This window comes from Kitasatospora sp. NPDC059408 (assembly GCF_042751525.1).
Classification (GTDB): domain Bacteria; phylum Actinomycetota; class Actinomycetes; order Streptomycetales; family Streptomycetaceae; genus Kitasatospora.
In genome coordinates, this window is sequence record NZ_JBHYWI010000004.1 from 31449 (window position 1) to 54628 (window position 23180).

General features: G+C 73.8%; 23 protein-coding genes and 2 pseudogenes. 10 read left to right on the forward strand and 15 right to left on the reverse strand.

Going from position 1 to position 23180, the window contains the following annotated elements; genetic code table 11:
* Nucleotides 1-75: 75 nt before the first annotated feature.
* Nucleotides 76-996 carry an ArsR/SmtB family transcription factor gene (locus ACFXDE_RS04790; RefSeq protein ID WP_380490926.1) on the reverse strand — a complete coding sequence of 307 codons (921 nt, stop codon included), beginning with the start codon at nt 994-996 and terminating at the stop codon, nt 76-78.
* 333 nt (nt 997-1329) lie between these two features.
* Between ACFXDE_RS04790 and ACFXDE_RS04795 the strand changes: the two genes are divergently transcribed.
* Both ACFXDE_RS04795 and ACFXDE_RS04800 read left to right on the forward strand, forming a co-directional pair.
* Entirely contained in the window at nt 1330-2400 is a 1071-nt protein-coding gene (locus ACFXDE_RS04795; protein ID WP_380490928.1) for an alpha/beta hydrolase, read from the forward strand.
* Between the two features lie 139 nt (nt 2401-2539).
* Nucleotides 2540-2740 (forward strand): hypothetical protein, encoded by a 201-nt coding sequence (locus ACFXDE_RS04800; protein ID WP_380490929.1) that lies wholly within the window; start codon nt 2540-2542, stop codon nt 2738-2740.
* A gap of 27 nt (nt 2741-2767) precedes the next feature.
* Here ACFXDE_RS04800 and ACFXDE_RS04805 read toward each other — a convergent pair whose 3' ends face one another.
* On the reverse strand, nt 2768-3025 hold the full coding sequence (locus ACFXDE_RS04805; protein ID WP_380490931.1) for a hypothetical protein: 258 nt from the start codon (nt 3023-3025) through the stop codon (nt 2768-2770).
* A 112-nt stretch (nt 3026-3137) separates the two neighbouring features.
* Between ACFXDE_RS04805 and ACFXDE_RS04810 the strand changes: the two genes are divergently transcribed.
* The 3 genes from ACFXDE_RS04810 (at nt 3138) to ACFXDE_RS04820 (ending at nt 4939) form a co-directional block, all read left to right on the forward strand.
* Nucleotides 3138-3671 carry a hypothetical protein gene (locus ACFXDE_RS04810; RefSeq protein ID WP_380490933.1) on the forward strand — a complete coding sequence of 178 codons (534 nt, stop codon included), beginning with the start codon at nt 3138-3140 and terminating at the stop codon, nt 3669-3671.
* A 59-nt stretch (nt 3672-3730) separates the two neighbouring features.
* Nucleotides 3731-4057, forward strand: coding sequence for a nuclear transport factor 2 family protein (locus tag ACFXDE_RS04815; RefSeq protein WP_380490935.1), 327 nt, complete (start codon nt 3731-3733; stop codon nt 4055-4057).
* Nucleotides 4058-4147: 90 nt separating this feature from the next.
* Nucleotides 4148-4939: a hypothetical protein gene (locus ACFXDE_RS04820; protein WP_380490937.1), complete on the forward strand. Its 792-nt coding sequence runs from the start codon at nt 4148-4150 to the stop codon at nt 4937-4939.
* On the opposite strand, the gene ACFXDE_RS04825 is transcribed toward ACFXDE_RS04820, so the two are convergent.
* The gene (locus tag ACFXDE_RS04825) at nt 4936-5319 is read right to left on the reverse strand and encodes a hypothetical protein (protein WP_380491182.1); all 384 of its coding nucleotides are present in this window, start codon (nt 5317-5319) and stop codon (nt 4936-4938) included. The genes ACFXDE_RS04820 and ACFXDE_RS04825 overlap by 4 nt on opposite strands.
* A 214-nt stretch (nt 5320-5533) precedes the next feature.
* On the opposite strand from ACFXDE_RS04825, the gene ACFXDE_RS04830 reads away from it, so the two are divergent.
* Nucleotides 5534-6097, forward strand: coding sequence for a dihydrofolate reductase family protein (locus tag ACFXDE_RS04830; protein WP_380490939.1), 564 nt, complete (start codon nt 5534-5536; stop codon nt 6095-6097).
* Between the two features lie 43 nt (nt 6098-6140).
* Here ACFXDE_RS04830 and ACFXDE_RS04835 read toward each other — a convergent pair whose 3' ends face one another.
* The 6 genes from ACFXDE_RS04835 to ACFXDE_RS04860 form a co-directional block, all read right to left on the reverse strand.
* Nucleotides 6141-6533, reverse strand: coding sequence for a hypothetical protein (locus ACFXDE_RS04835; RefSeq protein WP_380490941.1), 393 nt, complete (start codon nt 6531-6533; stop codon nt 6141-6143).
* A 62-nt stretch (nt 6534-6595) separates the two neighbouring features.
* On the reverse strand, nt 6596-7069 hold the full coding sequence (locus ACFXDE_RS04840) for a MarR family winged helix-turn-helix transcriptional regulator (protein WP_380490943.1): 474 nt from the start codon (nt 7067-7069) through the stop codon (nt 6596-6598).
* A 169-nt stretch (nt 7070-7238) separates the two neighbouring features.
* Entirely contained in the window at nt 7239-7886 is a 648-nt protein-coding gene (locus ACFXDE_RS04845) for an isochorismatase family protein (protein ID WP_380442576.1), read from the reverse strand.
* Nucleotides 7887-8060: 174 nt separating this feature from the next.
* The gene (locus ACFXDE_RS04850; protein WP_380490945.1) at nt 8061-8537 is read right to left on the reverse strand and encodes a universal stress protein; all 477 of its coding nucleotides are present in this window, start codon (nt 8535-8537) and stop codon (nt 8061-8063) included.
* Nucleotides 8538-8773: 236 nt separating this feature from the next.
* Complete coding sequence (locus tag ACFXDE_RS04855) at nt 8774-9580, reverse strand: isocitrate lyase/phosphoenolpyruvate mutase family protein (RefSeq protein ID WP_380490947.1); 807 nt, start codon at nt 9578-9580, stop codon at nt 8774-8776.
* Nucleotides 9581-9645: 65 nt separating this feature from the next.
* Nucleotides 9646-10569: a hypothetical protein gene (locus ACFXDE_RS04860; protein ID WP_380490949.1), complete on the reverse strand. Its 924-nt coding sequence runs from the start codon at nt 10567-10569 to the stop codon at nt 9646-9648.
* Nucleotides 10570-10769: 200 nt separating this feature from the next.
* On the opposite strand from ACFXDE_RS04860, the gene ACFXDE_RS04865 reads away from it, so the two are divergent.
* Nucleotides 10770-11987 carry a serine hydrolase domain-containing protein gene (locus ACFXDE_RS04865; protein ID WP_380490951.1) on the forward strand — a complete coding sequence of 406 codons (1218 nt, stop codon included), beginning with the start codon at nt 10770-10772 and terminating at the stop codon, nt 11985-11987.
* Between the two features lie 58 nt (nt 11988-12045).
* On the opposite strand, the gene ACFXDE_RS04870 is transcribed toward ACFXDE_RS04865, so the two are convergent.
* Together ACFXDE_RS04870 and ACFXDE_RS04875 are read right to left on the reverse strand one after the other, a co-directional pair.
* A complete protein-coding gene (locus tag ACFXDE_RS04870; RefSeq protein ID WP_380490952.1) occupies nt 12046-13425 on the reverse strand; it encodes an MFS transporter in 1380 nt (459 codons plus the stop codon).
* 321 nt (nt 13426-13746) lie between these two features.
* A complete protein-coding gene (locus ACFXDE_RS04875) occupies nt 13747-15147 on the reverse strand; it encodes a uracil-xanthine permease family protein (RefSeq protein WP_380490954.1) in 1401 nt (466 codons plus the stop codon).
* A gap of 68 nt (nt 15148-15215) precedes the next feature.
* Here ACFXDE_RS04875 and ACFXDE_RS04880 point away from each other — a divergent pair.
* Nucleotides 15216-15383: pseudogene (locus tag ACFXDE_RS04880) on the forward strand (dihydrofolate reductase family protein); the annotation flags it as partial.
* 726 nt (nt 15384-16109) lie between these two features.
* Here the strand turns inward: ACFXDE_RS04880 and ACFXDE_RS04885 are convergent.
* Nucleotides 16110-17093 carry a GlxA family transcriptional regulator gene (locus tag ACFXDE_RS04885; RefSeq protein ID WP_380490956.1) on the reverse strand — a complete coding sequence of 328 codons (984 nt, stop codon included), beginning with the start codon at nt 17091-17093 and terminating at the stop codon, nt 16110-16112.
* 91 nt (nt 17094-17184) lie between these two features.
* On the opposite strand from ACFXDE_RS04885, the gene ACFXDE_RS04890 reads away from it, so the two are divergent.
* Nucleotides 17185-17778: an MBL fold metallo-hydrolase gene (locus tag ACFXDE_RS04890; RefSeq protein WP_380490958.1), complete on the forward strand. Its 594-nt coding sequence runs from the start codon at nt 17185-17187 to the stop codon at nt 17776-17778.
* A 147-nt stretch (nt 17779-17925) separates the two neighbouring features.
* Here the strand turns inward: ACFXDE_RS04890 and ACFXDE_RS04895 are convergent.
* The 3 genes and pseudogenes from ACFXDE_RS04895 to ACFXDE_RS04905 form a co-directional block, all read right to left on the reverse strand.
* Nucleotides 17926-18054 (reverse strand): annotated as a pseudogene (locus tag ACFXDE_RS04895) (transposase); the annotation flags it as partial.
* 17 nt (nt 18055-18071) lie between these two features.
* Nucleotides 18072-18776 (reverse strand): response regulator, encoded by a 705-nt coding sequence (locus ACFXDE_RS04900; RefSeq protein ID WP_380491184.1) that lies wholly within the window; start codon nt 18774-18776, stop codon nt 18072-18074.
* 68 nt (nt 18777-18844) lie between these two features.
* Complete coding sequence (locus ACFXDE_RS04905) at nt 18845-20116, reverse strand: sensor histidine kinase (RefSeq protein ID WP_380490960.1); 1272 nt, start codon at nt 20114-20116, stop codon at nt 18845-18847.
* 396 nt (nt 20117-20512) lie between these two features.
* Here ACFXDE_RS04905 and ACFXDE_RS04910 point away from each other — a divergent pair, with 396 nt between their 5' ends.
* Nucleotides 20513-22702 (forward strand): MMPL family transporter, encoded by a 2190-nt coding sequence (locus ACFXDE_RS04910; protein WP_380490962.1) that lies wholly within the window; start codon nt 20513-20515, stop codon nt 22700-22702.
* Nucleotides 22703-23180 lie beyond the last annotated feature (478 nt).

Below are 23180 nucleotides of genomic sequence, written 5' to 3' on the forward strand. Positions count from 1 at the left end.
GCCGGTCGGAGGCCGACGGGGGTGGTCTCCGGCCGCCGCCGCCCCGGGCACCCGTGCGGCGTCAGGTGTCAGGCGTCAGGCGGCGCCCGCGCCGAGGAGGGTGAGGCCGGCCGTCGTGGGGGAGTGGATCGCCGTGGTCCGGTCCCGCAGGGTCGAGATCAGCCCCGCCGCCCGCAGCACCGTCGCGTGCTCGCTCGCGCTGGCCGCCGAGATCCGGACGGCGGAGGCGATCGCGCCCGTCGTGCAGCCGTCCTGCTCCGCGATGGCGAGCAGGACGGCCGCGCGGGTACGGCCCAGCAGCGCCGTGAGCGCCGCGGACGTCGGCGCCGACGCGGATCCCAACGGCCGTACGGCGTCCGGCTGGTGAGCCGGGTAGAGCAGCACGGGCTGCGGCCTCCCCTCCGGGAACACCACGGCCGCCCCCGTGACGAACGCGGAGGGGATCAGCAGCAGCCCCCGGCCGTCCAGGTGCATGTCCTCGTCCAACCCCGAGAACATCTTGACGCTCAACACCGGCGCCTCCCACCGGATGCGCGACGGAAGCAGCTGGTTGAACAGCCGCTGGACCCCGCCCTCCAGCAGGTCGCGCCCACGGGCCGCCCGGTCGGCCGCGAGCAGGTCCTCCGCCGGCGCCCGGTACGGCGCGAGCAGCACGTCGTGGACGTGGCCGAGCGCCCCGACCAGCCGGCCCAGCAACTCCCGGTCCTCGCCCAGCGCCCGGGCCCACCCGGGGACCGGCTGCACGGCCGCCACCTCGGCGAGGTCCTCCCGGATCCGCCGGCCAGGTGTGGCCGCGACGGCCTCCAGCAGCTCCGCGACGCTCCGGGTGCCCGTCGGGTTGAGGAACCCCGGCGACAGCCCGTGCGACGGCACCAGGTCCAGGAGCATCCGCGCCTGCGGCCCCAGCCGGCCCCGGACCTCGCGGCGCCACGCCCCGAACCGCACGTCCTGGCCACGGTCCTGCAGGACGCGCAGGGCCGCGTTCAGCTCCATCATCGGAGCCACGCTCCCGGCCACGCGCGTCCGGGCCAGGTCCTCGCCCGTGAAGTGGAACCGAAACGGCATCCCGTCCCCTGCCCTTCCCTCCCCGAACCGGCCGACCGCCACCGGGCGTTCATGATGCCAGTGGACCTGCGGGCCGAGGACCGCCGGGCCCCGCCGGCGTCGCATTCGGGCCACGGCCCCGGCGCTCCCGCCGGTCGACCGGCAGCACGGCCCGCGCCGCCGCATCCACGAGAGTCTCACGTAGGTTGGGGAGCCGGCCGCCCTCGTGACGGTCAGGCGACCGATCGGCCGCTGAACCACACCTCAACTCTCGGGAGAACACAGATGCGTTGGCGTACCTTGGCGACGGCCGTCCTGCTCGCCGCAGTCTCCGTGGCAGGACTGGGCACACCCGCCGCGACCGCGGCCGACCGCGGCGGGCTCGTCCCCGCCGCCGACCACGAGATCCGCTTCACCGCCGACGGCACGACTGCCTACGGCACCCTCCACGTCCCCGCCCACCGCGCCGGACACCGTCTCGCCGCCGCCCTGCTGCTCCCCGGCAGCGGGCCGACCGACCGCAACGGCGACGAGCCGCCCGCACTGACCCCGGGCACCCTCGCCCAACTCGCCGACACCCTCGGCGGCGACGGCGTCATGACGCTGCGCTTCGACAAGTACTTCACCGGCCGCACCGGCCCCGGCGCCTACCAGGGCGACCCCGGCCGGCTCGACCTCGACGCCTTCACCCGCCAGGCCGCGGCCGCCTACACCACCCTGCGCGACCAGCCCGAGGCCGACCCGCACGCCCTCCTGCTCGTCGGCCACAGCGAGGGCGGCCTGCAGGCCCTCCTCGTCGCCCGGACGGTCCGGCCCGCGCCGGCCGGTCTCGCACTGCTGGCCCCGCAGGACGCTCGCCTGCTCGACCTCCTCGCCGCCCAGGTCGCCGGCCAGCTCGACCAGGCCGTGGCCGCCGGCCAGGTGACCGCGGCGCAGGCCGAGGCGAACAAGACGGGCGTGAGCGCCGCGATCGCGGACTTCCGGGCCGGCCGCCCGGCCGACACGAGCACGCTGCTGCCCCCGCTCGCCGCCCTCCTGAACGCGCTGTTCGGCCCGAACAACGCCCGCTTCGTGCGCAGCGACGACGCCGTCTACCCGCCCGACGTCGCCCGCGCCCTTCGCCCCGGCACCCGGGTCACCGTCACGTGCGGCACCGCCGACACCAACGTCCCCTGCGCGACCACCCCGCCCCTGCTCGCCGCCCTCGCCCGTGCCCGCACCACCGGCCCCGGCCTGCGCACCCTCGACGGCGTCGACCACTTCCTCCACCCGGCCGGCACGCCGGTGAACGACCACACCCTGGCACCCGCGGCCGTGGCAGCCCTGCACGAGTTCGCCCGCCCCTGGAAGCGGTAGCCCTCACCGGGCCGGACACAGGACCGGCGGACGCACGGAACGCATCCCGTGGCACGGGACGGGCGCGGAGGGGTGGGGAAGCGGCCCGGTCGAGTTCGCCGACGACGAATCGGACGGCGCCGACTGGCTGTTCGGCCTGGTGGCGGACGGCACGGCGGAGGCGTACACCGACTGGGCCGGGGACTACTACGAACGCGACATCGACCACGAAGCCGTCCAGGCCGTCCTGACCGGCGCCCCGCTCACCCGCCGAACGGTGGCCGCCCTGTCGGCGACCGCGGACTTCACCGCCGTCGCCGAGCAGGCCCGGAGCCTGGGCTACGCCGTCGACGAGCGCTGACCGCCGGGCCGTCACAGAATCGGCTCATCACATCCAGGCGGGCGACTCGATGCCCCCGAAGTCGTTCCAGGCACGGCAGTAGGCGCGTGATTCCGGCCCGACGGCCGGCCGGACCGATGCGAGGCCGAACCCGTCGTCCCAGGCGTTCAGCAGTGATTCGAAGAACCCTGTGGCAACGGCGATTCGGTCCGCCTCGTCGCCGTTCATCGCGACGCGCAGGCCGGTCGTGATCCCCGCTACGGGATTGTTCCGTTGAAGAGGGGCAGCCCCTTGGGGGTCGCCCACAGCCGCACCGAAGGGGGCCCGCCGGGTGGGCTCGTCGAGTCGTGGGGTGGAATGACGCTCTGGCCATGGTCTCGCCGTGAGTGGAGACCTTCGAGAAGTTCGGGTGGATGACGTGGAATTCCAAAGGGTCGTCGGCTCCGGCGACTGGCGCGACCCCGCCAAGGAGCGGCGCCTCTATGCGCGCGCCCGGAGCCCGTTGGGGGAGGTGCTCCTGCACCGGGCGCGGGCGACGCGGGGTGGTGTCGAGGGCCAGTGGGAGGGTTGGGAGGAGTGGACCGTCGGCATCGGCGGGAACGACGTCCTCGTCCTCCACGACATGGGCAATCCGGGCGGCCCGGCGCTGCGCCGGGTGGCGAAGACCGTCCACGGGGAGTTCGCCGGGGCCGGCATGACGGTGAGGGGGCAGCGCTCGCTGCTGCCGTCCGGCCGGTCCGTCGTGTTGTCGATGGCGGGCGGGGCGATCCGGTTCCGGACGCAGGGGTTCAGGATCCAGGCGGTGTCCGCGCGCGGCGATGTGGTGGGGGAGCGGCGCGGCGGCGTGTGGGATGGGGTGAGGGCGGAGGCGGACGTCGTGGCCGCGGTCTGCGTGTTCGAGTGGGCGGGCCTCGACGGCTTCCTGGGTTTCCCGCTGCTCCAGTACGTCTGAGACGAACGGTCACCCGGTCGTCCCTGGACGAACGGCAGCTCGCACTGCATGATCGTCCGATGACCACTCCGGAGATCGTCGTCGAACGCCAGCTCGCCGCCTACAACAGCCATGACCTGGACGCCTTCCTGGCGACCTACGCCCCCGACGTCACCGTCAACCGCCGCGACGGCAGCCGTCTCGACGGGCGCGAGGCGCTGCGCGAGGTGTACGCGGGCATGTTCGCGAAGGCGCAGTGCCGGGCCGAGATCGTCGGGCGGCTGACCGAGGGGGAGTGGGTCGTGGATCGGGAGATCGCCCACGGCATCAAGGACGACCCGGTCCGGGTGCTGGTCGGCTACCGGGTCCGCGAGGGCCTGATCGACCGGGTGGACTTCCTCGGTTGATCGCTGTTCGGAGCCGCCGGGAGCCCCGCGTCCGTATGATGATCATTCATGGGGGATGGCAGAGCGGTTGACAGGTCATCAGGCGTGATCATGGTGCAGGGTCGGGCCCGGCTGTGGGTGGCCGACGGCGCGGTGCACTGGCAGCGGGGGCGGGAGCTGATCGTCGTCCCGGGCGTCTGGGTGCGCAGGGTCGGCGTGGACGGCGGGACGCTGACGGTCGAGCTCTTCGACGACACCTCGCTGACGCTCCGGCACCGGCTGCCGGAGGTCGCCCGGGCGCTCGCGGACGAGATCGAGCCGCTGATCGGCGACAGCCCCGGACCGGGCGACCGCCCGCCGATCCGGGACGTCACGCCGCCGCCCGCCGTGGTCAGGGCGATGCGGCGGACGGCCCGGGCCCTGCGCGCCTCGTCACCGCTCGTCCGCGTGCAGATCGGGCACGCGGCGCTCGCCGTGCCGGTCGCCCTGTTGGCCGGAGGCTGGGTCACGCTCGTGGCCTGGGCGATGGCGGCGGCCGGCCTCTGGCTGATCGGGCTGTCCCTCCGGGTGGTCCAGCCGGTCAAGCGCTGGCGGGTGTGGCGGCGCGGGGTGACGGTGCGGGCGGAGTTCAAGCCCGATTTCGCCACGTACGCCAAGGCCGGTGACCTCCGCGCACTGTTCCGCGCGCTCGACGGCTCCGCGCACGACGAGTCCGTCCGCTGGGGCAACCGGCGCAACGAGGTCCGCTACGACCTGCGCGACCCGTCGCGCGTGATCGCGCCGACGCGCGTGATGTGGCTGGCCGACCTGCTCTTCGGGCTGGCGTTCGGCGCGGGCCTCGGCGGGGCGCTGGCCACGCCGTACCTGACGCTGCTGCTCTGGCTGCTTCTGGGCGGTTCCTAGCCGTTCCGTCGCAGCCCCGGCACGAGTGCGCCGGCCGTCCGTACGACCTGCTCGAAGGGTGCGAGGTCGCCGGCCGCCCGGCACAGCACGTGCGCGCGCTGCAGCAGCGTGATCAGGGTCGCGGCCAGTCCGCTCGCGGTGTCGGCGTCGAGTCCGGCGGTGGACAGCCGCTCGGCGAGGCGGCCCACCCATGCCGTGAACGCCGTCGAGGCGATCCGGCGCAGCGCCACGTCGTCGTCCTCCGAGCCGGTGCCGATGGTGACGGCGGCGACGGCGCAGCCGCTGCCCGTCGCCGAATCCGCGACCACCGGCCTGACCAGCTCGAAGAAGGCCTCGACGTCTACGCGGGCGGCGTGAACCGCCCCGTCGTGGGTCAACATCCTCAACGCCCGCGACGGTGCCGGGGGCATCGGAGGCCGCGCCCTCACCAACGCCGACCTCGCCGAGGCCCTCGCCGCCGGCGCCTGACAGGTCGGCCCTGGCTGGTCGGCCCTGACCGGTCGGCGCGGCCGGCCTCGGCGGCACTGGAGCCCGGCCGGGGCGGGGTCGCGTTGGAAGCGGCGTGAGCGCGCCGGGCGGCATAGGCTCGGAGCCATGCTGATCTACTCGATGGGCGTCTCGGTGGACGGGTTCATTTCCGACCGTGAGGGCAAGTTCGGCTGGTCGGTCCCGAGCGAGGAGCAGTTCCGCTTCCACGTCGAACAGATCAGGGAGCTCGGCGGGTTGCTGTGCGGCCGCAGGCTGTACGAGACCATGCTGCCGTGGGAGACGGACCCGTCGATGCGCGGCACCGAGCTGTGGGCCGAGTTCGCCGACGTGTGGAGCGGGATCCCGAAGGTCGTCTTCAGCCGCACGCTCGACCGCGTCGAGGGCAACGCGCGGCTCGCCCGGGCACCGCTGGCCGAGGAGGCCGCCGCGGCGCTCGCCGCCACCGACCTGGACGTCGAGGTCGGTGGCGCCGACCTGGCGGCACAGGCGGTCGTGCAAGGGCTCGTCGACGAACTGCGCATGTTCCGCCACCCGATCGTCGTCGGTGGCGGCACGCCCTTCCTGCCGCCCGTCACGGAGGACGTCCGGCTGGACCTGATCGACACCAGGACGTTCGGTTCCCGCGTGGTCTACGAGCGCTACCGGCGCGCGCCCGAATCGTCGGACTGACGCGGACGACAGTGACCGCGAAGGATGTCGCTCCTGTGTGGTCTCACCGCCGGGGCATGCCCCCGTGCGGGCTGTTGACCACCAGCGCCAGTGATCCCTCCGCGAGGTAGAAGTGGTCGGGGAAGTACTCGATGTGGAGGTGGCCGCCGTCGTCGAGCTCGGCCATCTCCCGCAGGTTGTCGGCCAGCACCGCCCGCGCCGGGCCGTCGCCGCTGATCACCAGTACCCGGCGCGAGGCGTCCAGGTGAAGCAGCACGCCGGGGCCGGGTGTGTCCCTGACCTCGACCCCCGTGAGGTCGTGGCGGCCCGTCGCGGCCGAGGACGGGAGGTCGATCACCCCTTCCCCCTCGGCCACCATGCGGGCCAGAAGGTTCAGGTCCTCGGCGGAGCCGGAGACGTCCCCCAGGGCGTACGAGGGGTCGAATTCGATCTTCACGGGCGGTGGCGCTCCTTCACTCTCCGGCCTGCGGGTGGGTGGTGACCACGTCGGGCCATTGCTCAGGGCTGCTGCACGGCCCGCTGCTGGAGGTGCGCGATGCGGGTCAGCGAGCGCATGAACCGCGTGTACTCCTCGGCCCCGATCGCGTCGGCGTGGCGGCGGCCGATCGCGGCGAGGACGCGGCGCGCGGCGGCGATCTCGGCGGTGCCGCGCTCCGTGGGCACGACGAGCTTGGCGCGGCGGTCGGCGGGGTCGGGCCGGCGTTCGACGTAGCCGAGGGCTTCGAGCTCGTCGACGGTGTTGCCGATGATCTGCTTGTGCAGGCCTGCCAGTTGGGACAGCTCACTGGGGCGCACGCCGTCGGGACGCAGGTGTGCGAGGAGGGCGCCGTGCCGGGGGGTGAGGTCGTCGAACCCCTCGTGGGCCATGGTGTGCCAGAGCTCGTCCTGGAGGGCGCGGAAGAGGATGCCGGTCAGCACCCCGAGGTCCGGTTCCGGTGCGGCGCTCGTCGCACGGGCGTCGTTCTCCGGCATGGCGGTCCCCCTTCGGATCGGCAGCGGGTCGCTGGTCTGGTCCGTGCACGATATCGCCCGGCCGGCCGGCGGTCCGCGCCGGCCGGGTCGGCCACCGCAGGACGGTGCCCAGCGATTGCTTCGTCTCAAGCCCCTCGGCATCAGGCCAGTTCGGCGTGGGCCTGTTCGATCAGGCCTGCTTGGCGTAGGCCTCGCGGAGCTGGCCGTTCAGGATGCCGAAGTCCATGCCCACGGCCTCGTACAGCGCGGGGGCCAGCGGGCTCGCGTTGTCGGCGAGCATCTCCACGGCGACCGACGCGTAGTCGACGGCGATGACCCCGGCCTGCTGCATCCGCAGGATGCCGGTGGTGCGCTTGGTGTCGTTGAACGTGCCCGAGGCGTCGACGACGCCGTACACGTCGTAGCCGGCACCGGTGGCCGAGAGGGCGGGCAGGGTCAGGCAGACCTCGGTGGAGACGCCGGCGACGATCAGCTTCTTCCGCCCGGTGGCCTCGACCGCCGCCCGGACTCGGGGGTCGTCCCACGCGTTCACCGTGCTCCGGTCGATGACCTCCAGCTCCGGCGGCAGGGCCGCGGCCAGTTCGGGCGCCAGTGGCCCCCACAGGGACTCCGCCGCCGTGGTCGTCACCACGATCGGGACCCCGAGCACGCGCGCGGCCCGCGCCAGCGCGACCACGTTGTGCTTGAGCTCGGCGACAGTGTAGTCGCGCACGGCGGCGAGCAGCCCGATCTGGTGGTCGACGAGCAGCAGGGTGGCGTTGTCCGCGGTGAGCTGCTCGGTGAAGCGCGACGATCCGTCAGTGGTCGTTCCGTGCATGGCTGTTACTCCTTCACGAGTGCGTGCCGCGGTGCGGTCGCTGGTCCCAGTGAAGCAGTCACAAACTTTGATAGTCAAGAATTTTGACTACTCGGTCCGACGGAGGAGCGGTTGGGAGAGCGCGTGGCCGGGCGCGGGCCGAACCTCCGCCAGCGGGCCCCGGCGGGTCCCCCGTCAGGGCCAGACGAGCAGGACCTGGCAGGGGGCGTGGTCGACGACGTGACGGGTGGCCGGGCCGAGGCTGCGCGGGCCGGGGTGGGTGCGGTCGCCGTCGCGGCCGAGGACCAGGAGGTCGGCGGCCTCGGACGCGGTGACGACCTCCCGTTCGACGCGGCCGGTGCGCACCTGGGCGGTGCAGGGGAGGTCGAGGCGCTCGGCGGCGGCGCGCACGAGGTGTTCGCCGGAGGCGGCCGCGAGGTGTTCCAGGCGGCTGCCGGGGTCGCCGCCCCAGCCGTCGCCCGGGAGAAGATCGGAGTCTTCCCGCCGATGGCCGCGGCCGAGGAGGCCGGCGAAGGCGCCGTGCGCGGCCCCGGGGACCTCGGGGTCGCGCACGTACAGCAGGACGATGTCGGCGCCGGGCGGGGAATGCTCGCGCGCGGCGTCGACACAGGCGGGCCAGGTGCCCTCGGTCAGCCAGACGACGGTCGTCACGTGTCACGCTCCGATCGTGCGGAGTCACCCCCACGGTGCCACCACGGCCACGGTCAGGGAAGCAGGGCGGCCACCACCGGCAACCCGATGGTCGACGGCCCCCGCGGCCGGGGTGCCCGGGCCGACTCCACAGCATGGACGAATTGCCGTCCTTTCCAACCAAGTTGGGTCCGTCCTGGTCACGCCGAGGGCGCCGGGTGTTGACGCGGTCCGGAGAGCCGGGCCCCGTCAGGGGATCACTCCGCGAGCGCCTGGATCGCCGCGTAGCCGGGGACGTTCGGCATCGCCGGGAGGACGCCGTCCGTGCGCAGGGCGACGGCGGCGTCCACGGCCGCGCCGAGGGCGATGCGGAAGAGCAGGCCGCCCAGGCTGACGCGGCGGACGCCGAGGTCGGCGAGGGCCTTGAGGGACGGGCCGCCGGTCGGGGCGAGGAGGTTGAGCGGGAGCGGGATCGCGGCCACCACTGAGGCGATGTCCGCCGGGTCGGTCAGGCCGGGGACGAACACGCCGTCCGCGCCCGCGTCCCGGTAGGCCGCCAGGCGGGACACCGTCTCGGCGGTGTCCGGCTCGCGCTGCCAGTGGGTGTCGGTACGGGCGTTGACGAAGAGCAGGGGGACGGCCGCCTTGATCGCGGCGATCTTCGCGGCGTGCACGTGCGGCGGGGTGAGGCCGCCGTCGGCGCGGCCGTCCTCCAGGTTGACGCCGACCGCGCCGGTCTCGGCGAGCTCGGCGGCGAGGTCGGCGACCTCGGCCGGGTCGTCGCTGTAGCCGTTCTCGATGTCGACGGTGAACAGGAACCTGCCGTGGCCGAACCTGCGGGCGAGCCGGAGCATTTCGGCGCGCGTCCCGCCGGTGCCGTCCGGCAGTCCGGCCGCGGCGGAGACGCCCAGGCTCGTGGTGGCAATGGCGGGGAACCCGGCGGCGGCCAGGGCGGCGGCGGAGGCGTGGTCCCAGGCGTTCGGCAGCAGCAGGGGCTCACCGGGGCGGTGGTGCAGCTCGCGGAAGGCAGTGGCGTTGGCGGCGGCGGTGTTGGTGTTGGTCATTGAGACTCCTGAGAGAACGAGGTGGTGGGCTGCGTGCGGGGCGTTGGCCGCCCCAGTTTCCCGGGTCAGGCGCCAGGCGCCGTGGCGACGTGCCCGGCCCGGCCGTTCCGTTCCAGCAGCCCGGCGGCGAGCGCCAGCGCGTGGGCCCGGCCGGGGCAGCGGTGCGGGCCGGCGCCGAAGACGAGGAGGTCCGGCGCGTCCCGCTGGGCGGTGGCCACGTCGATCAACACGGCCTCACCGGACCGGACTTCACGCTCCCCGACACGGACGTCCGCGACCGCCCGGCGGCGCAGCGCCGGCACCGGCGGGTCGTACCGCAGCACCTCGCCGAGGACGCCCGCCGCGCCGCCGGCCGGCAGCCCGTCCGGCGTCGCGCGGCGGGCGTGTTCGACCAGGCGGGCCGTCGCGTCGCACGCCTGGACCAGCAGCCCGATCCGCTGCGCCGCGGCCTCCGGGCTTCCGTTGTCGCCGACGTGGGCCAGCAGCAGGGCGACGGCCTCGTCGGCGGCCTTCGCCTCGACGGGCGTCAGCGGGCCGCCGAAGTACCCCGCCGAGACGGCGACGACCGCCTCGGCCACCACGTCCGGCCCCGGCAGCCCGAGCGCCTCCGCCAGGGTGCGGACGACCGCGTGCCGGTCGGCGGCATGCCAGTCGTCCGCGTGCCGGGGGTCTGCGGGCCGGCCGTCCGCGCCCGCCGCCGAACCGGCTGCGGCCGGCCGGAGTTGCTCCGGGTCCAGCCCGGCCAGTCCGGCCTCGGCGTGGGCGCGCCGACGCGCGTGCACCTGCTCGTCGCCGGTGAACCGGGCGACGGTCGCGCGCAGCCAGGCCAGGGAGCCGACGGGAGAGTCCGCCGCGCCGGCGGCGGGTTCGGGGACCAGCAGGGGCTGTTCGAGCACTGCGCGGGCGTCGGCGTACGAGCTGACGCCGTGGACGCCGTGGACGTCATGAACGCCGTGGACGCCGTGGACGGACGGTTCGGAGATCGTCATGGGGCCACGCTAGGCGCGGAACAGTTCGGCGACGGCCGAACCGTGCCGCGAGCTGATGGGTGGTCACCCTGACACGGCGGCGCGGTGGGTCGGGGGTCGTTCAGGGTTCTTCCCGATACCCGTCCGGGCGAGGGCCGAGCACGATCGATCTCGTAGCCAAGCGACCAGAGCTCAACCCGAATCACTCCATGGAGTGCCACATGAATCCCCTCGTCCGCCGCGCCGCCGCCCTCGGCCTGGCCTGTTCCGTCCTGACCGGCGTCACCGTCGTGTCGGGGGCCCAGGCCTTCGCCGAGGCGGGTCCGGGCACCACGACGGCGTTCCCGCCGCTGAACCCCGCCGCGCTGGAGGCCGCCATCCAGACCCGGCCCGGTGACGGCGCCGCCGGTGCGGTCGTCCGGGTCGCCGAGCCGGGTCGGCTGTGGACGGGCTCCACCGTCGACTCCCAGACCGGCCGCAAGATCCCGGAGAACGCGCACTTCCACGCCGGCAGCATCTCCAAGGTGTTCGAGACGACCGTCATCCTCCAGCTCGCCGCCGAGGGCCGGCTCGACCTGGACCAGACCGTCCAGCACTACCTGCCCGGCCTGCTCCCCGACACCTTCGCCCCGGTCACCGTCCGCGAGTTGGTCGACTACACCAGCGGCCTGCCGGACGTGGACGAGGGCAAGCCCGCCGACGGCGTCGACGACACGATCGCCGACCGCTACTCCTACCGGACCTTCGACGAGGTCATCCAGGACACCCTGCGCCCCGCCGACCGCCCGTGGCCCGGCCCGCACTTCGACCCCGGCACCAAGCAGGAGTACAACTCCCTCGCCTTCCGGATCGGGGGCAAGCTGATCGAGCAGATCACCGGCGACTCCTTCAGGGACGAGATCACCGGCCGGATCCTGGAACCGCTGCACCTCGACCAGACCTCGGTGCCCGAGGACGACCCCGAGATGCCCCGCCCCTACCTCCACGGCTACATGACCGACAGCCAGGGCGACGCGGTGGACGTCAGCGAGCAGGGCGGCACCCCGTCCAACATGATCTCCACCACGGCCGACCTGGACCACTTCATCACCGCCCTCCTCCAGGGCCGTCTGCTGCCCGCCGCACAGCAGAACGAGCTGTTCGCCGTGCCCAAGGACACCGAGGGCAAGCCCGTCCCGTTCGTCGGCGGCACCTCCTGCGACAAGGTGGCCTGCTTCGGCGCCGGCCTGATGTCCACCCCGCTGCCGAACGGCACCGTGCTCTGGGGCAAGACCGGCCACGACGACGGCTACGCCAACGGCATGTTCGCCACCCGCGACCTGTCGATCCGCGCCGTCTACTCCATTTCCAACCTCAGCCCCGACTTCTCCGCCCCGAGCCCGCTGTCCAACCGCCTCCTGGGCGCGGTCCTCAACCCGTCCGCCCCGCAGGGGCACTGATGACGCGCAGGCGGCGCTGCCCGGGGCTCCCCGGGCAACGCCGCCGACCCACGTGTCGTCAGCGCACCGCCTGCGGCACCCGCTGCGCCGGGACGGCCGCCGTGCCCGCCGGCGTCGGCGTGGCGCCCAGCGCCGTCCCGCGCGTCTCCTCGGCCCACAGCACGCACACCAGGAGCCCGAGCGCCGTGGTCCCGGCCGCGATCAGCATGGTCGGGCCGGTGCCGAGCCCGGTCAGCGACAGCGGCAGCAGGTAGGTGCCCACGGCCGCGCCGATCCGGCTCACCGAGGTGGCCACGCCCACGGCGGTGGCCCGGATCTCGGTCGGGAAGAGCTCGTTGGGGTAGGTCCAGTCGAGCACGTTGGGCCCGCCGCACAGGAAGGCGTACGCGCACAGCGCGGTGAGCGCGACGGCGGCCGGCGCGGTGGGCCACACGCCCAGCAGCGCGAGCGGGACGGTCATGAGCGCGAACGACCAGATGATGACGGGGCGTCGGCCCTTGGTGTCGATCAGCCGCAGGGCGGGGTAGCAGCCGAGCAGGAACACGAGGCTGATCAGCCCGGTGCCGAGGGTCTCCATCACGGTGCCGCCCGGCATGCCGAACGAGGAGAGGATCTGCGGGCCGAAGGTCAGCATCGCGAACAGCGGGCCCACCTGGCAGAGGAAGAACAGGCCGCAGAACAGGGTACGGCGGCGGTACGGCGGGGTCATCAGCAGCCGCAGCCCGCCGGGACGCCGTCCGGCGCCGACGGCCTCGGGCATCAGCTCCCGGCCGTCCACCCGCACGCCGAGGTGCTTCTCGACCACGCGGACGGCGTCGCCGACCCGCCCGTTGGCGGCCAGCCAGCGCGGAGACTCGGGGGAGCCGCGGCGGATCCCGAGGAAGACCACGCACAGCGCTGTCGAACTCGCCAGCATCCACCGCCAGCTGCCGGGACCGGCCAGCTCCAGGAACAGGTAGCCCACCACGTAGGCGAGGACCGAACCGGCGTACCACGCGACGATCTGCTGGCCGAGGAGGCGCCCGCGGTGCTTGGCGGGCAGCCACTCGGCCAGCAGGGAGGTGGCGATGGGGTAGTCGGCGGCCACGGCCATGCCGAGCACGAAGCGCAGCACGGCGATCGCCCACACCGCGTCGACCCAGAAGGAGAGCACCGAGCAGGCGACCATGACCAGCAGGTCGGCGGTGTACATCACCTCCCGGCCGATCTTGTCGGTCAGCACGCCGAACAGGGCGCCGCCGACGAACATGCCCACCAGGGCGGCGGCGCCGATCAGGCTGACCTCCGCGGTGGACAGGCCGAGGTCGGGCCGCATCCCGATGAGGGCGACGCCGACGATGCTCAGGATGTAGCCGTCGAGCAGCGGCCCACCGGAACAGGCGAGGGCCAGCCTGCGGTGGAAGGCGGTATAGGGGGCGTTGTCGATGGTCCGGGACATGGTCTCGGGGATCCTCCGGAGCGTACGGCGGCGCTGTTCGCGCGCCGTGCGCCGGGTAGACGACAGGACGGACGCCGCCCGGTCGGACGGCGCCGCCGCCCGAAGGCGACCGTCCACGGTTGCCCCGCTGGACCGGGCCCGCCACCGGGCCGAAGGTCGGCCGGATTCCCGACGAAGGTCCCGAAGCGGACGGGCCTTCCGGCCGTGCCGCCGGGCCGACCGCCCGTGTCGCACGGGGCCTGGAGCCGTCCCGTCGGCCCGGACGCCCGGCGGAGGTGACGCTCGTCACTCCGCCGGGGCCCATAGCACGGGCCGGTCCGCCTACCTCGTCGGGCCCGCCCCACCCGCTTCCTCGGCGTCGTAGGAGGACGTGCCCGAGTCCAGCAGCGGCTCCTGCGTCTTGAGGTGCGCCGGCGCCAGCGCCCGCAGCGCGTGGTAGCCGGTGATGACGACGATGGTGCCCAGCGCGATGCCGCTGAGGCTGAAGGTGTCGGTGAACTTCATGGAGACGTTGCCGATGCCGATGATGATGCCCGCGGCGGCCGGCACCAGGTTCAGCGGGTTGCGCAGGTCCACCTTGGCGGTGATCCAGATCTGCGCGCCGAGCAGGCCGATCATGCCGTACAGGATGACGGTGATGCCGCCGAGCACCCCGCCCGGGATCGCGGCCACGACGGCACCGAACTTCGGGCAGACGCCGAACAGCAGCGCGAAGCCGGCCGCGGCCCAGTAGGCGGCGGTGGAGTAGACCCGGGTGGCGGCCATGACGCCGATGTTCTCGGAGTAGGTGGTGTTGGGCGGGCCGCCGAGCGCGGTCGAGAGCATCGAGCCGACGCCGTCCGCCGAGATGGCGGTGCCCAGCTTGTCGTCCAGGTTCGTGCCGGTCATCTCGCCGACGGCCTTGACGTGCCCGGCGTTCTCGGCGACGAGCGCGATCACCACGGGCAGCGCGACGAGGACCGCGGACCACTGGAAGCTCGGCCCGTGGAAGGCCGGCAGGCCGATCCAGTCCGCCTTGCCGACGCCCGAGAGGTCCAGGCGCCAGTGGTCGGTGAGCTGCCCGCCCGGGCCCGCCGAGTGGATCTTCCCGAAGACGCGGTCGAACAGCCAGGAGATCCCGTACCCGAAGACCAGCCCGAGGAAGATCGCCACCCGCGACCAGAAGCCGCGCAGGCACACCACGGCCAGACCGGTGAACAGCATCACCAGCAGCGCCGTCCACTGGTCCTGAGGCCAGTACGTGGAGGCGGTCACCGGTGCCAGGTTGAACCCGATCAGCATGACGACCGCGCCGGTGACGATCGGCGGCATCGCCGCGTGGATGATCCGCGCCCCGAACCGCTGCACCGCGAGCCCCACCAGGAACAGCACCGCACCGACGACGAGCACCGCCCCGGTGACCGTCGCACTGGTGCCGCCCTGCGCCCGGATCACCGCGGCCACGCCCACGAAGGACAGCGAACACCCGAGGTAGCTCGGCACCCGGCCACGGGTGGCCAGCAGGAAGATCACGGTCGCGACGCCCGACATCATGATCGCCAGGTTGGGGTCGAGCCCCATCAGCACCGGCGCCACGAAGCTCGCGCCGAACATGGCCACCACGTGCTGGGCGCCGAGCCCTACCGTGCGGGGCCAGGAGAGCCGTTCGTCGGGGCGGACGACCGCCCCCGGCGCGGGCGTCCGCCCGTCACCGTGCAGCTTCCAGCGCACGCCGAGATCCATGGTGGGGTTTCGCTTTCTCTGTACGTAAAGCCCTGGTCACAGGACAACCAACCGCACCATTCTCGTCGCCGCCCGCCGGCCTCATCGACCGCTACCACCTCCTCGTCTTCCCGCTGCTCCTCGGCGCCGGAAAGCGCCTGTTCAGCGCCACCGACAAGGACACCCAGAAGCTCAAGCTCGTCGAGCACGAGACCTACGCCAACGGCCTGCAGAAGAACGTGTTCGACGTCGTCCGCCGACGAGGCTCCCGTGGGAGGACCGGACATGGATCTTCGGGACTGTGGATCGCCTCGATCCGGATCGAGGCAGATCGTTCGCTCGGCCATCCGCTCTGCTCGTTGTCCGCGGCGTTGTCTCTTCGCGGAAGTCTGGATCGGCAGTGCCCCGGCCGTCACTGCCACCGTTGCCTCTGAGTCGATCCTGGCCGGCTATCAGCGCGGTGCCGGCGAGCTGCCACGGCCTCCCCCGTCGTCACATCGGCGACGCCGGACGTTCCCGTCCAGTGCCCGGCCGGCCCGCTGACCCGGGCCAGCACCGCTGTCGTGGTGGCAGGGGCACTTGCGACCGCCGCCCGGAGCGCAGCCACGTTCAGCTCGGGAAGAGAGGCCTCGGAGGCCGCCGCGACGGCTGCGGGGCGCCCGGCCGGCGCGGCGAGAGCTGGGGCAGCGGTGCTCAGGACCACTGCGGTGAGAGCGGTGCAGGCCAGCCCCGCAAGCGGCAGCCGCCTCCTGCGGCCCTTCATGGTGGCGGTCGCGCGGTCGGTCGGCAAGGTTTCGGAAGTCATGCCTCGAACCTGCCGGAGGCTGACTGTCCAACCATCGGGGATCAGCCCCCAGCCGCCCCGGAGCCATCCCTGATACGTACCGGTCTCGGGGGAGTTCGAGCTTCCGGAGGCGCCGGCCCGGCGGCTTGGCCGGCGGGTGATCAGCGGGCGGTGTCGCGGACGAGGACGAGTTCGTTGCTCATCCGGCGCTGGCTTGCCCGGTTCGCTTCGGTGTGCTGGTGAAGGCGCGCCGGTAGGAGCGGGGAGGCACCCCTCGGCGCCGCACGAACTGCTCGCGCAGCACGGCCGCGCTGCCGTAGCCGACCCGGCGGGCGACCTCTTCGACCGGGAGGTCCGTGGTTTCGAGGAGTTCCTCGGCCCGGCTGAGTCGCAGGCTGCGCAGCCAGGCGTGCGGGGTGGTGCCGGTCGCGGCGGTGAAGCGGCGGGCGAAGGAGCGTTTGCTCATCATGGCGCGGCGGGCCAGTTCCGTGACGGGCAGCGGCTCGTGGAGGTGCTCGCGGGCCCAGCCGAGGACCTCGGCGAGCCGCTCGTCCCGGCCGTCCCCGGGGACGGGCGCGGCCAGGTACTGGGCCTGACCGCCGTCGCGGTGGGACGGCAGCACCATGTCCCGGGCGACGGCGTTGGCGAGCGCGGCGCCGTACTCGCGCCTCAGCAGGTGGAGGCACAGGTCGAAGCCCGCGGCTGCTCCGGCACCCGTGACGACGCTCCCTTCGTCGATGTAGAGCGCGCCGGCTTCCACGGTGACCTGCGGGTGGCGGTCGGCGAGGAGTTCGGCGAACCGCCAGTGGGTGGTCGCCCGACGGCCGTCGAGCAGTCCGGCGGCGGCGAGCGCGAACGTGCCGACGCAGTGGGCCGCGACTGTGGCGCCGCGCTCGTGCGCGGCCCTCAGCACGTCGAGCACAGCCGGGGCCGGTGGTGCGCGGAATTCGGTCCCGGGCAGGGCGATGAGCAGATCGGCGCCGGCGAGCCGGTCCAGCCCGTGCGCGACGGACAGCGGCACGCCGCAGTCCGTCGGCACCGGTCCGGGCCGGTCGGCGCACAGGGCGAAGTCGAACCCGGACAGCTCCGCCCCATGGGGACCGAACACCTCGGTGACGATGCCGGCGGCGAGCAGGCCGACACCAGGAGGGGCGTACGCGGCGACGGTCTTGAAAGGCGGCACCGTCGCAGTCTGGCACACCTGGCACGAATCCTGCGATCAAGGGCATCAGTGCCACTCGTGAACCACCGCCGCACCCGGAAGGATTGAGGCCATGACAGACGCACCGCTCGGCCGCAGCGCCAACTACAAGGTCCTGACCACCGGCTACGTGGGATCCACCGGCCCCGGAGTCGCCGCAACCGTCTCCTACGTCTCCGACGCAGGACGACACGTGATCTTCGACCCGGGCATGGTGGCAAGCCCCGACCACATCCTCGCCCCGCTCGCGGAACTGGGCCTGACCCCCGAAGACATCACCGACGTGGTACTCAGCCACCACCACCCGGACAACACCATGAACGTCGGCCTCTTCCGCCGCGCCCGGGTACACGACCACAAGGTGGAGTACCAGGGCGACCGGTGGAAGAACCGGGACGCAGAAGGCTACGAACTCACCCCCTCGCTGCGCCTGATCCGCACCCCAGGCCACAGCCCCGAGGACATCACGCTGCTGGCGGGCACGGACTCGGGCGTCGTCGCCTTCGCCGGCGACCTGTGGTGGCACGCGCACGGCCCGGCGGACGATCCGGTAGCCCCGGACCGCGAACTGCTGCGCGCCTCACGGCTGCGGGTGCTGGCTGCGGCGGACCTGATCGTGCCCGGCCACGGCGGCCCGTTCGAGGCCGACGACACGACTCCGCGCTGAGGCGCGTTCGGTAACCGGTCGGGCTGTGGCCGTTCGTCGGCGTGGCGGTGATCGTGAGCATGCGTCGCGGGCACCGCACGAGATCCGCTGCCAGGCGTCGGCCGGGGCCTGGGAGAACAGCCAGTCGATGCGTGGACAGCCCACTAGGACCAGGGCCTTGGCGAGCCGGCCCTTGGCGTGGAACTCCCGCTCGTCGGGGATCTTCGCCGCGCGGCAGCGGTCCCGATCCTCGGTCCAGGAGCTGGGCGGGTAGAGCTCGCGGTCGACAGGGGCCCGCAGGCAGAAAGCCCCCGCTACCCGCCTCCCGTGCGCGCCGTGACCAGGCCGGACTCGTAGGCCGCGATGACCGCCTGGGCGCGGTCCCGGACGTCGAGCTTGCCGAAGATGCTGGTGATGTAGTTCTTCACCGTCGACAGGCTGATGTCCAGGGCCCGGGCGATCTCGGTGTTGTCGAGGCCGGTGGCCATCAGCCGCCACACCTCGACCTCCCGGGGCGTCAGCCCGCCCGTGTCGGCGACCGGCGGCAAGGCGCCGACCGGGGCCCGGACGTAGGTGGAGATCAGCCGGGTGAGCAGGCGCGGGGCGACCACCGCCTCGCCGGCGTGGACGGTGCGGATCGCCGCGCCCAGTTCCTCCGGCGAAACGTCCTTGGGCAGGAACCCGTGGGCGCCGGCGCGCAGCGCGGCCACCACGTACTCGTCCATGTCGAAGGTGCTGAGGGCGAGGACTCGGCAGGAGGGGAGGGTGCGGGCCAGCTCCCGGGTCGCGCCGACCCCGTCGAGCACGGGCATCCTGATGTCCATCACCACGACGTCGGGGCGCAGCAGGCGGGCGGCGGTGACGGCCTGCTCCCCGTTCTCGGCCTCGCCCACCACCTCGAAGGACGGGTCGGGGGAGAGGATCAGGGACAGGCCGCGCCGCACCAGCGGCTGGTCGTCCGCGATGAGGACCCGGATGCCCGGTGCCGCCGCCACCGGGCCGTCGCCGTGCGGGCTCACCGGGCCGTCGTCGTTCGGGCTCGCCGGGCCGCTGTCGTTCGACCGAACCGGGCCGTCGCCGTGCGCGCTCACCGGGCCGTCGCCGTTCCGTGCTGGACGGCCGCGTCGGCCGTTTCCTCCGGGGCCAGTGGCAGGTCGGCCAGGACGGCGAAGCCGCCCTCCGGACGTGGTCCGGTCCGCAGGGTGCCGCCGTGCAGGGCGACGCGCTCGCGCATGCCGATCAGGCCGTACCCGCTCCGGCCGCCGGCCGGCACCGCCTCCTGCGGTGCGGCGCCGCCCGTGCCCGCCGCGCCCGCCGTGCCCCCGTCGTCGCGCACCTCGACGGTGACCCGGTCCGGACCGTACGTCAGGGTGACGGTCGCGCGGGCGGGCCCGGCGTGCTTGCGGGCGTTGGTGAGGCCCTCCTGGACGATCCGGAACACGGTCAGGCCGACAGTGGGCGGCAGCGGGCGACGGGGCCCCTGGATGCCGAAGTCGGTCGGCAGGCCGGCCACCCGGGACTCGTCCACCAGCCGGCCCAGGTCCTCGGCCCCGGGCTGGGGCGAGGGCGGGGCGGTGTCCGGTTCGTCGCCGGCCCGCAGGACGTCCAGGAGCTGGCGCATCTCCCGCAGGGCCAGTCGCCCGGAGGACTCCAGGGTGACCAGGGCGTCCCGGACCACCTCCGGGTGGGCGAGGTTGGCCCGGGCGCCGCCGGCCATCAGCTGCATGGTGGTGATGTGGTGCGCCACGATGTCGTGCAACTCCCGTGCGATGCGGCGGCGTTCGTCGGCCACAGCGCGGTCGGCCAGCAGCTTGCGGTTGGCCGCGACCTCCCGCTGCCAGCGCGCCACGGCGAGGCCGGCGCCGACCACGAGCAGGGCGGAGACGGGGGCGCTGACGACCGCCTGCCAGGCGGGCATCCGCAGGTGGCTCTGGCTCAGCACTGTCAGCACCGACGTCACCACCGAGGCCGCCGCCGTCTCCAGGGCGGTGCGGGCCCTGGCCACCGAATACAGGGCGACCACCAGCGCGGCGCCGAAGTGGGGGCTCGCCGGCGCGGACAGGTCGGCCGCCGACTGGAGCACCAGGACGCCGGCCAGCGTCGCGACCGGGCGGCTGCGCCGGGCGAGCAGCGGCAGGGCCGACAGCGTGACCAGGAGGAAACCCGTCAGGCTCGCCCCGTGGTCACCGGCATCCCCGTTGAACACCAGGTAGCCGAGCAGGTCGATGGTGCAGGCACCGACGGCCAGCAGCGCGTCGGCGCGCGTCCACGGTGCACTGTCGGAGTCCGCCGGGTCCGCCGGGTCCGCCCGCTCCGCCCCGAGTGCCGCCTCCGCCACGTGACGCTGACGCCCGCCCATGTCCGTTCCCCTCCGCGCCCGGTCCGCGCCGCGCCCTACCGTTGAGCCCCGTTGAGCTCCGACCAGGCCCTGACCGGGCTCCGACCGGGCTCCGATGAGCCCCGGCCAGGCCCCGATCAGGCCCCGACCAACCGTCATCGGCCCTGATCAGGCCCGATGGCCCCATTCTGGCATCGACCCACCCCGCCCCGGCATGGTCCCCATGGCCGATCACGGGACCCGGACCAGGACCACGGTCCCGGGTCCGGGCCCGGCCGAGGAGCAGGGGCCCCGGTGCGGATCGTCCGTCGCAGGGACGTCCGCGGCCCACCCCGGGTGATGGTCTGGAACCCGGCCGGGAACCCCCGCAGCCGAGACCGACCTTGCGGACGCTCGCGTCCACCGCCGGAGGAAACCGTGATCCGCGCACTGACCGGATACTCAACCAGGAACCCGTGGAAGGTGATCGCCCTCTGGGTGGTGCTGGGAATCTCCCTGGCCCTGCTGAGCCCGATGCTGCTCGCCCGGGTCACCCAGTCCCAGACCGGGGACTTCCTGCCCAAGAGCTACGACTCGGCCGCCGCACTGCGGATCGCCGAGGACGACTTCGGGATGAAACCCGACGCCACCACGGTCACGGTTCTGGTCGCCAGGACCGACGGCCAGGCGCTCACCGCCGCCGACCAGCAGCGGGTCGAGGCCGAGGCGGCGAAGCTCGCCCAGCGCCGGGTCGTCATGCCCAGGAAGGACGACGAGCCGGCCTTCCTCGTCCCCGACCGGTCCCAGACCCCACGGGTCGCCCCGGCCATGGTGGCGCCCGACCGCAGCTTCGAACTGCTCTCCGCCGAACTGACCGGCAACGCCGCGGACGAGGGCGTCCGGGGCGTCTACCGTGCGTTCCGGGACGCCACCTTGGCCCAGTTCGCCGACGCCGGGATGCGCACCGGGTTCACCGGGGGACTGGCCGACGCCGTGGACACCGCCGACTCCCACCGCACCGCCGCGACGGTCGGCAGCGCGCTCGTCATGGGGCTGATCGTCCTGCTCAACGTGCTGGTGTTCCGCAGCGTGGCGGCGGCCCTGCTGCCGCTGCTCGCCGTCGCCATGATCGGCAGCGTGGCCGGCGGAGCCGTGGCCGTCGCCGCGACGCTGACCGGCCTCAAGCTCGACGCCGGCACCCCCGGGCTGGTCTCCGTGGTCCTGCTCGGCATCGGCGTCGACTACCTGCTCTTCCTGCTCTTCCGCTTCCGCGAGCACCTGCGGGCCCGGCCCGAGCAGCCCGCCCGCGAAGCCGCCGCCCAGGTGACCGCCCGGGTGGGTACCGCGATCACCTCGGCCGCGCTGACCATCGTCGCCGCCTTCGCCACCCTCGGCGTGGCCAGCTTCGGCCAGTTCCGCTCGCTCGGCCCGGCCATCGCCGTCGCCGTCCTGGTCATGCTGCTGGGCAGCCTCACCATGATGCCCGCCCTGCTCGCCGCCTGCGGCCGCGGCATGTTCTGGCCCTCCCGCAGCCTGCGCCGCCAGCCGGGCGAGGGCTTCGCCGCCCGCTTCGGCGCGCTCGTTGCCCGGCGGCCACTGCCGATGCTGCTCGCCGCCCTCGCCCTGCTCGGCGCACTGGCCGCCGGGATGACCGGGATCCGGATGGACTACGGCCTCGGCGGCGCCGGCGACCGGACCCCGGCCGCCGCCACCGCCGCCGAGATCTCCCGCACCCTGCCGGCCGGCGTCTCCGACCCGACGAGCGTCTACGTCGTCACCACGGACGGCACCACCCTCACCCCCGGCCGGCTCGACGCCCTCTCCCACGCCCTCACCCAGGTCGAGGGCGTCGGCAAGACGGGCGGCACCGTCCTCAACGGGGACCGGCGCGCCGCCCGGATCGACCTCTACCTGACCGCAGACCCGCAGAGCCGACGCGCCCGCGACCTGGCCTCCGGCCCGGTCCGCGCCGCGGTCGCCGCCCACACACCCGCCGGAACCAGCGCCCACGTGGGCGGCACGGCGGCGATCTTCGCCGACATCTCCACCGCCGTCGACCACGACCTGACGATCGTCTTCCCGGTCGCGGCCGCCCTGATCGCCCTGATCCTGCTGCTGCTCCTGCGCAGCCTGCTCGCCCCGCTGGTCCTGATGGTCTCCGTTGGGCTCGGCTTCGCCGCCACCCTCGGCGCCGCGACCCTGCTGTTCCAGCACGGGCTGGGCGAACCGGGCGTCAGCTTCACCCTCCCGCTGGTGCTGTTCCTGTTCGTCGTGGCACTGGGCACCGACTACAACATCCTCATCACCGACCGGATCCGCGAGGAGATGCAGCGCCCCGGCCCGCCCCGCGCCGCCGTCGCCCGCGCCGTACGGCACACCACGCCCGCCATCGCCACGGCCGGCCTGGTCCTGGCCGGTTCCTTCGCGACCCTCGCCGCCACCCCGGGCAGCGAACAGGTCGCCTTCGCGCTGACGCTCGGCATCCTGCTCTCCGCCGCCGTCCTGTCCCTGGTCCTGGTGCCCGCCGTCGCCGCCCTGCTCGGCCGCGCCCTCTGGTGGCCGCTCCGCCCGGCCCACCACCACCGGGCCGAGCCGGCCCCGGAGCCGTACCGCGTCCCGGTGCCCTGACCGGCGAGCCGTCGGTACTCCAGCAGGACTTCTCCATCTCCGCTATCTCCGCTGGTAAACGGCCTGGGAGTGGGAATCGCGGTCGGCGGGTGCGGGACAGTCGGTCGAGTCCCGCCTCACGCCGGACGAGCTGCGAAGGGGCCACGGACCAGGCAACTCCCGGTGATCTTGATGGTTCTGATGCCCGGCTATGGTCCGGACCCGTGACGGACGGGGTGCAGAAGCCGTATGAGGCGATGCGCGGGCACTTCCACCGGGCCGCCGGGCAGCACGGATTCACGCTCGACCCCGCCCAGGAGCTCCCGGTCGAACGACCCGGCCGGCTGGCCGGCGAGCCGGCCCACCCGGCCTGGCGGCTGCGCCGCAGTCCGCGGCGGCCCGCGTGGTGGGAACGGCGGCCGCGGCCGGAACCTCCGGGCCGCACCGATGCCAACGGCTTCCGGCGAGCGCACGGCTCGCCGGAGGCCGGGATGGTCTT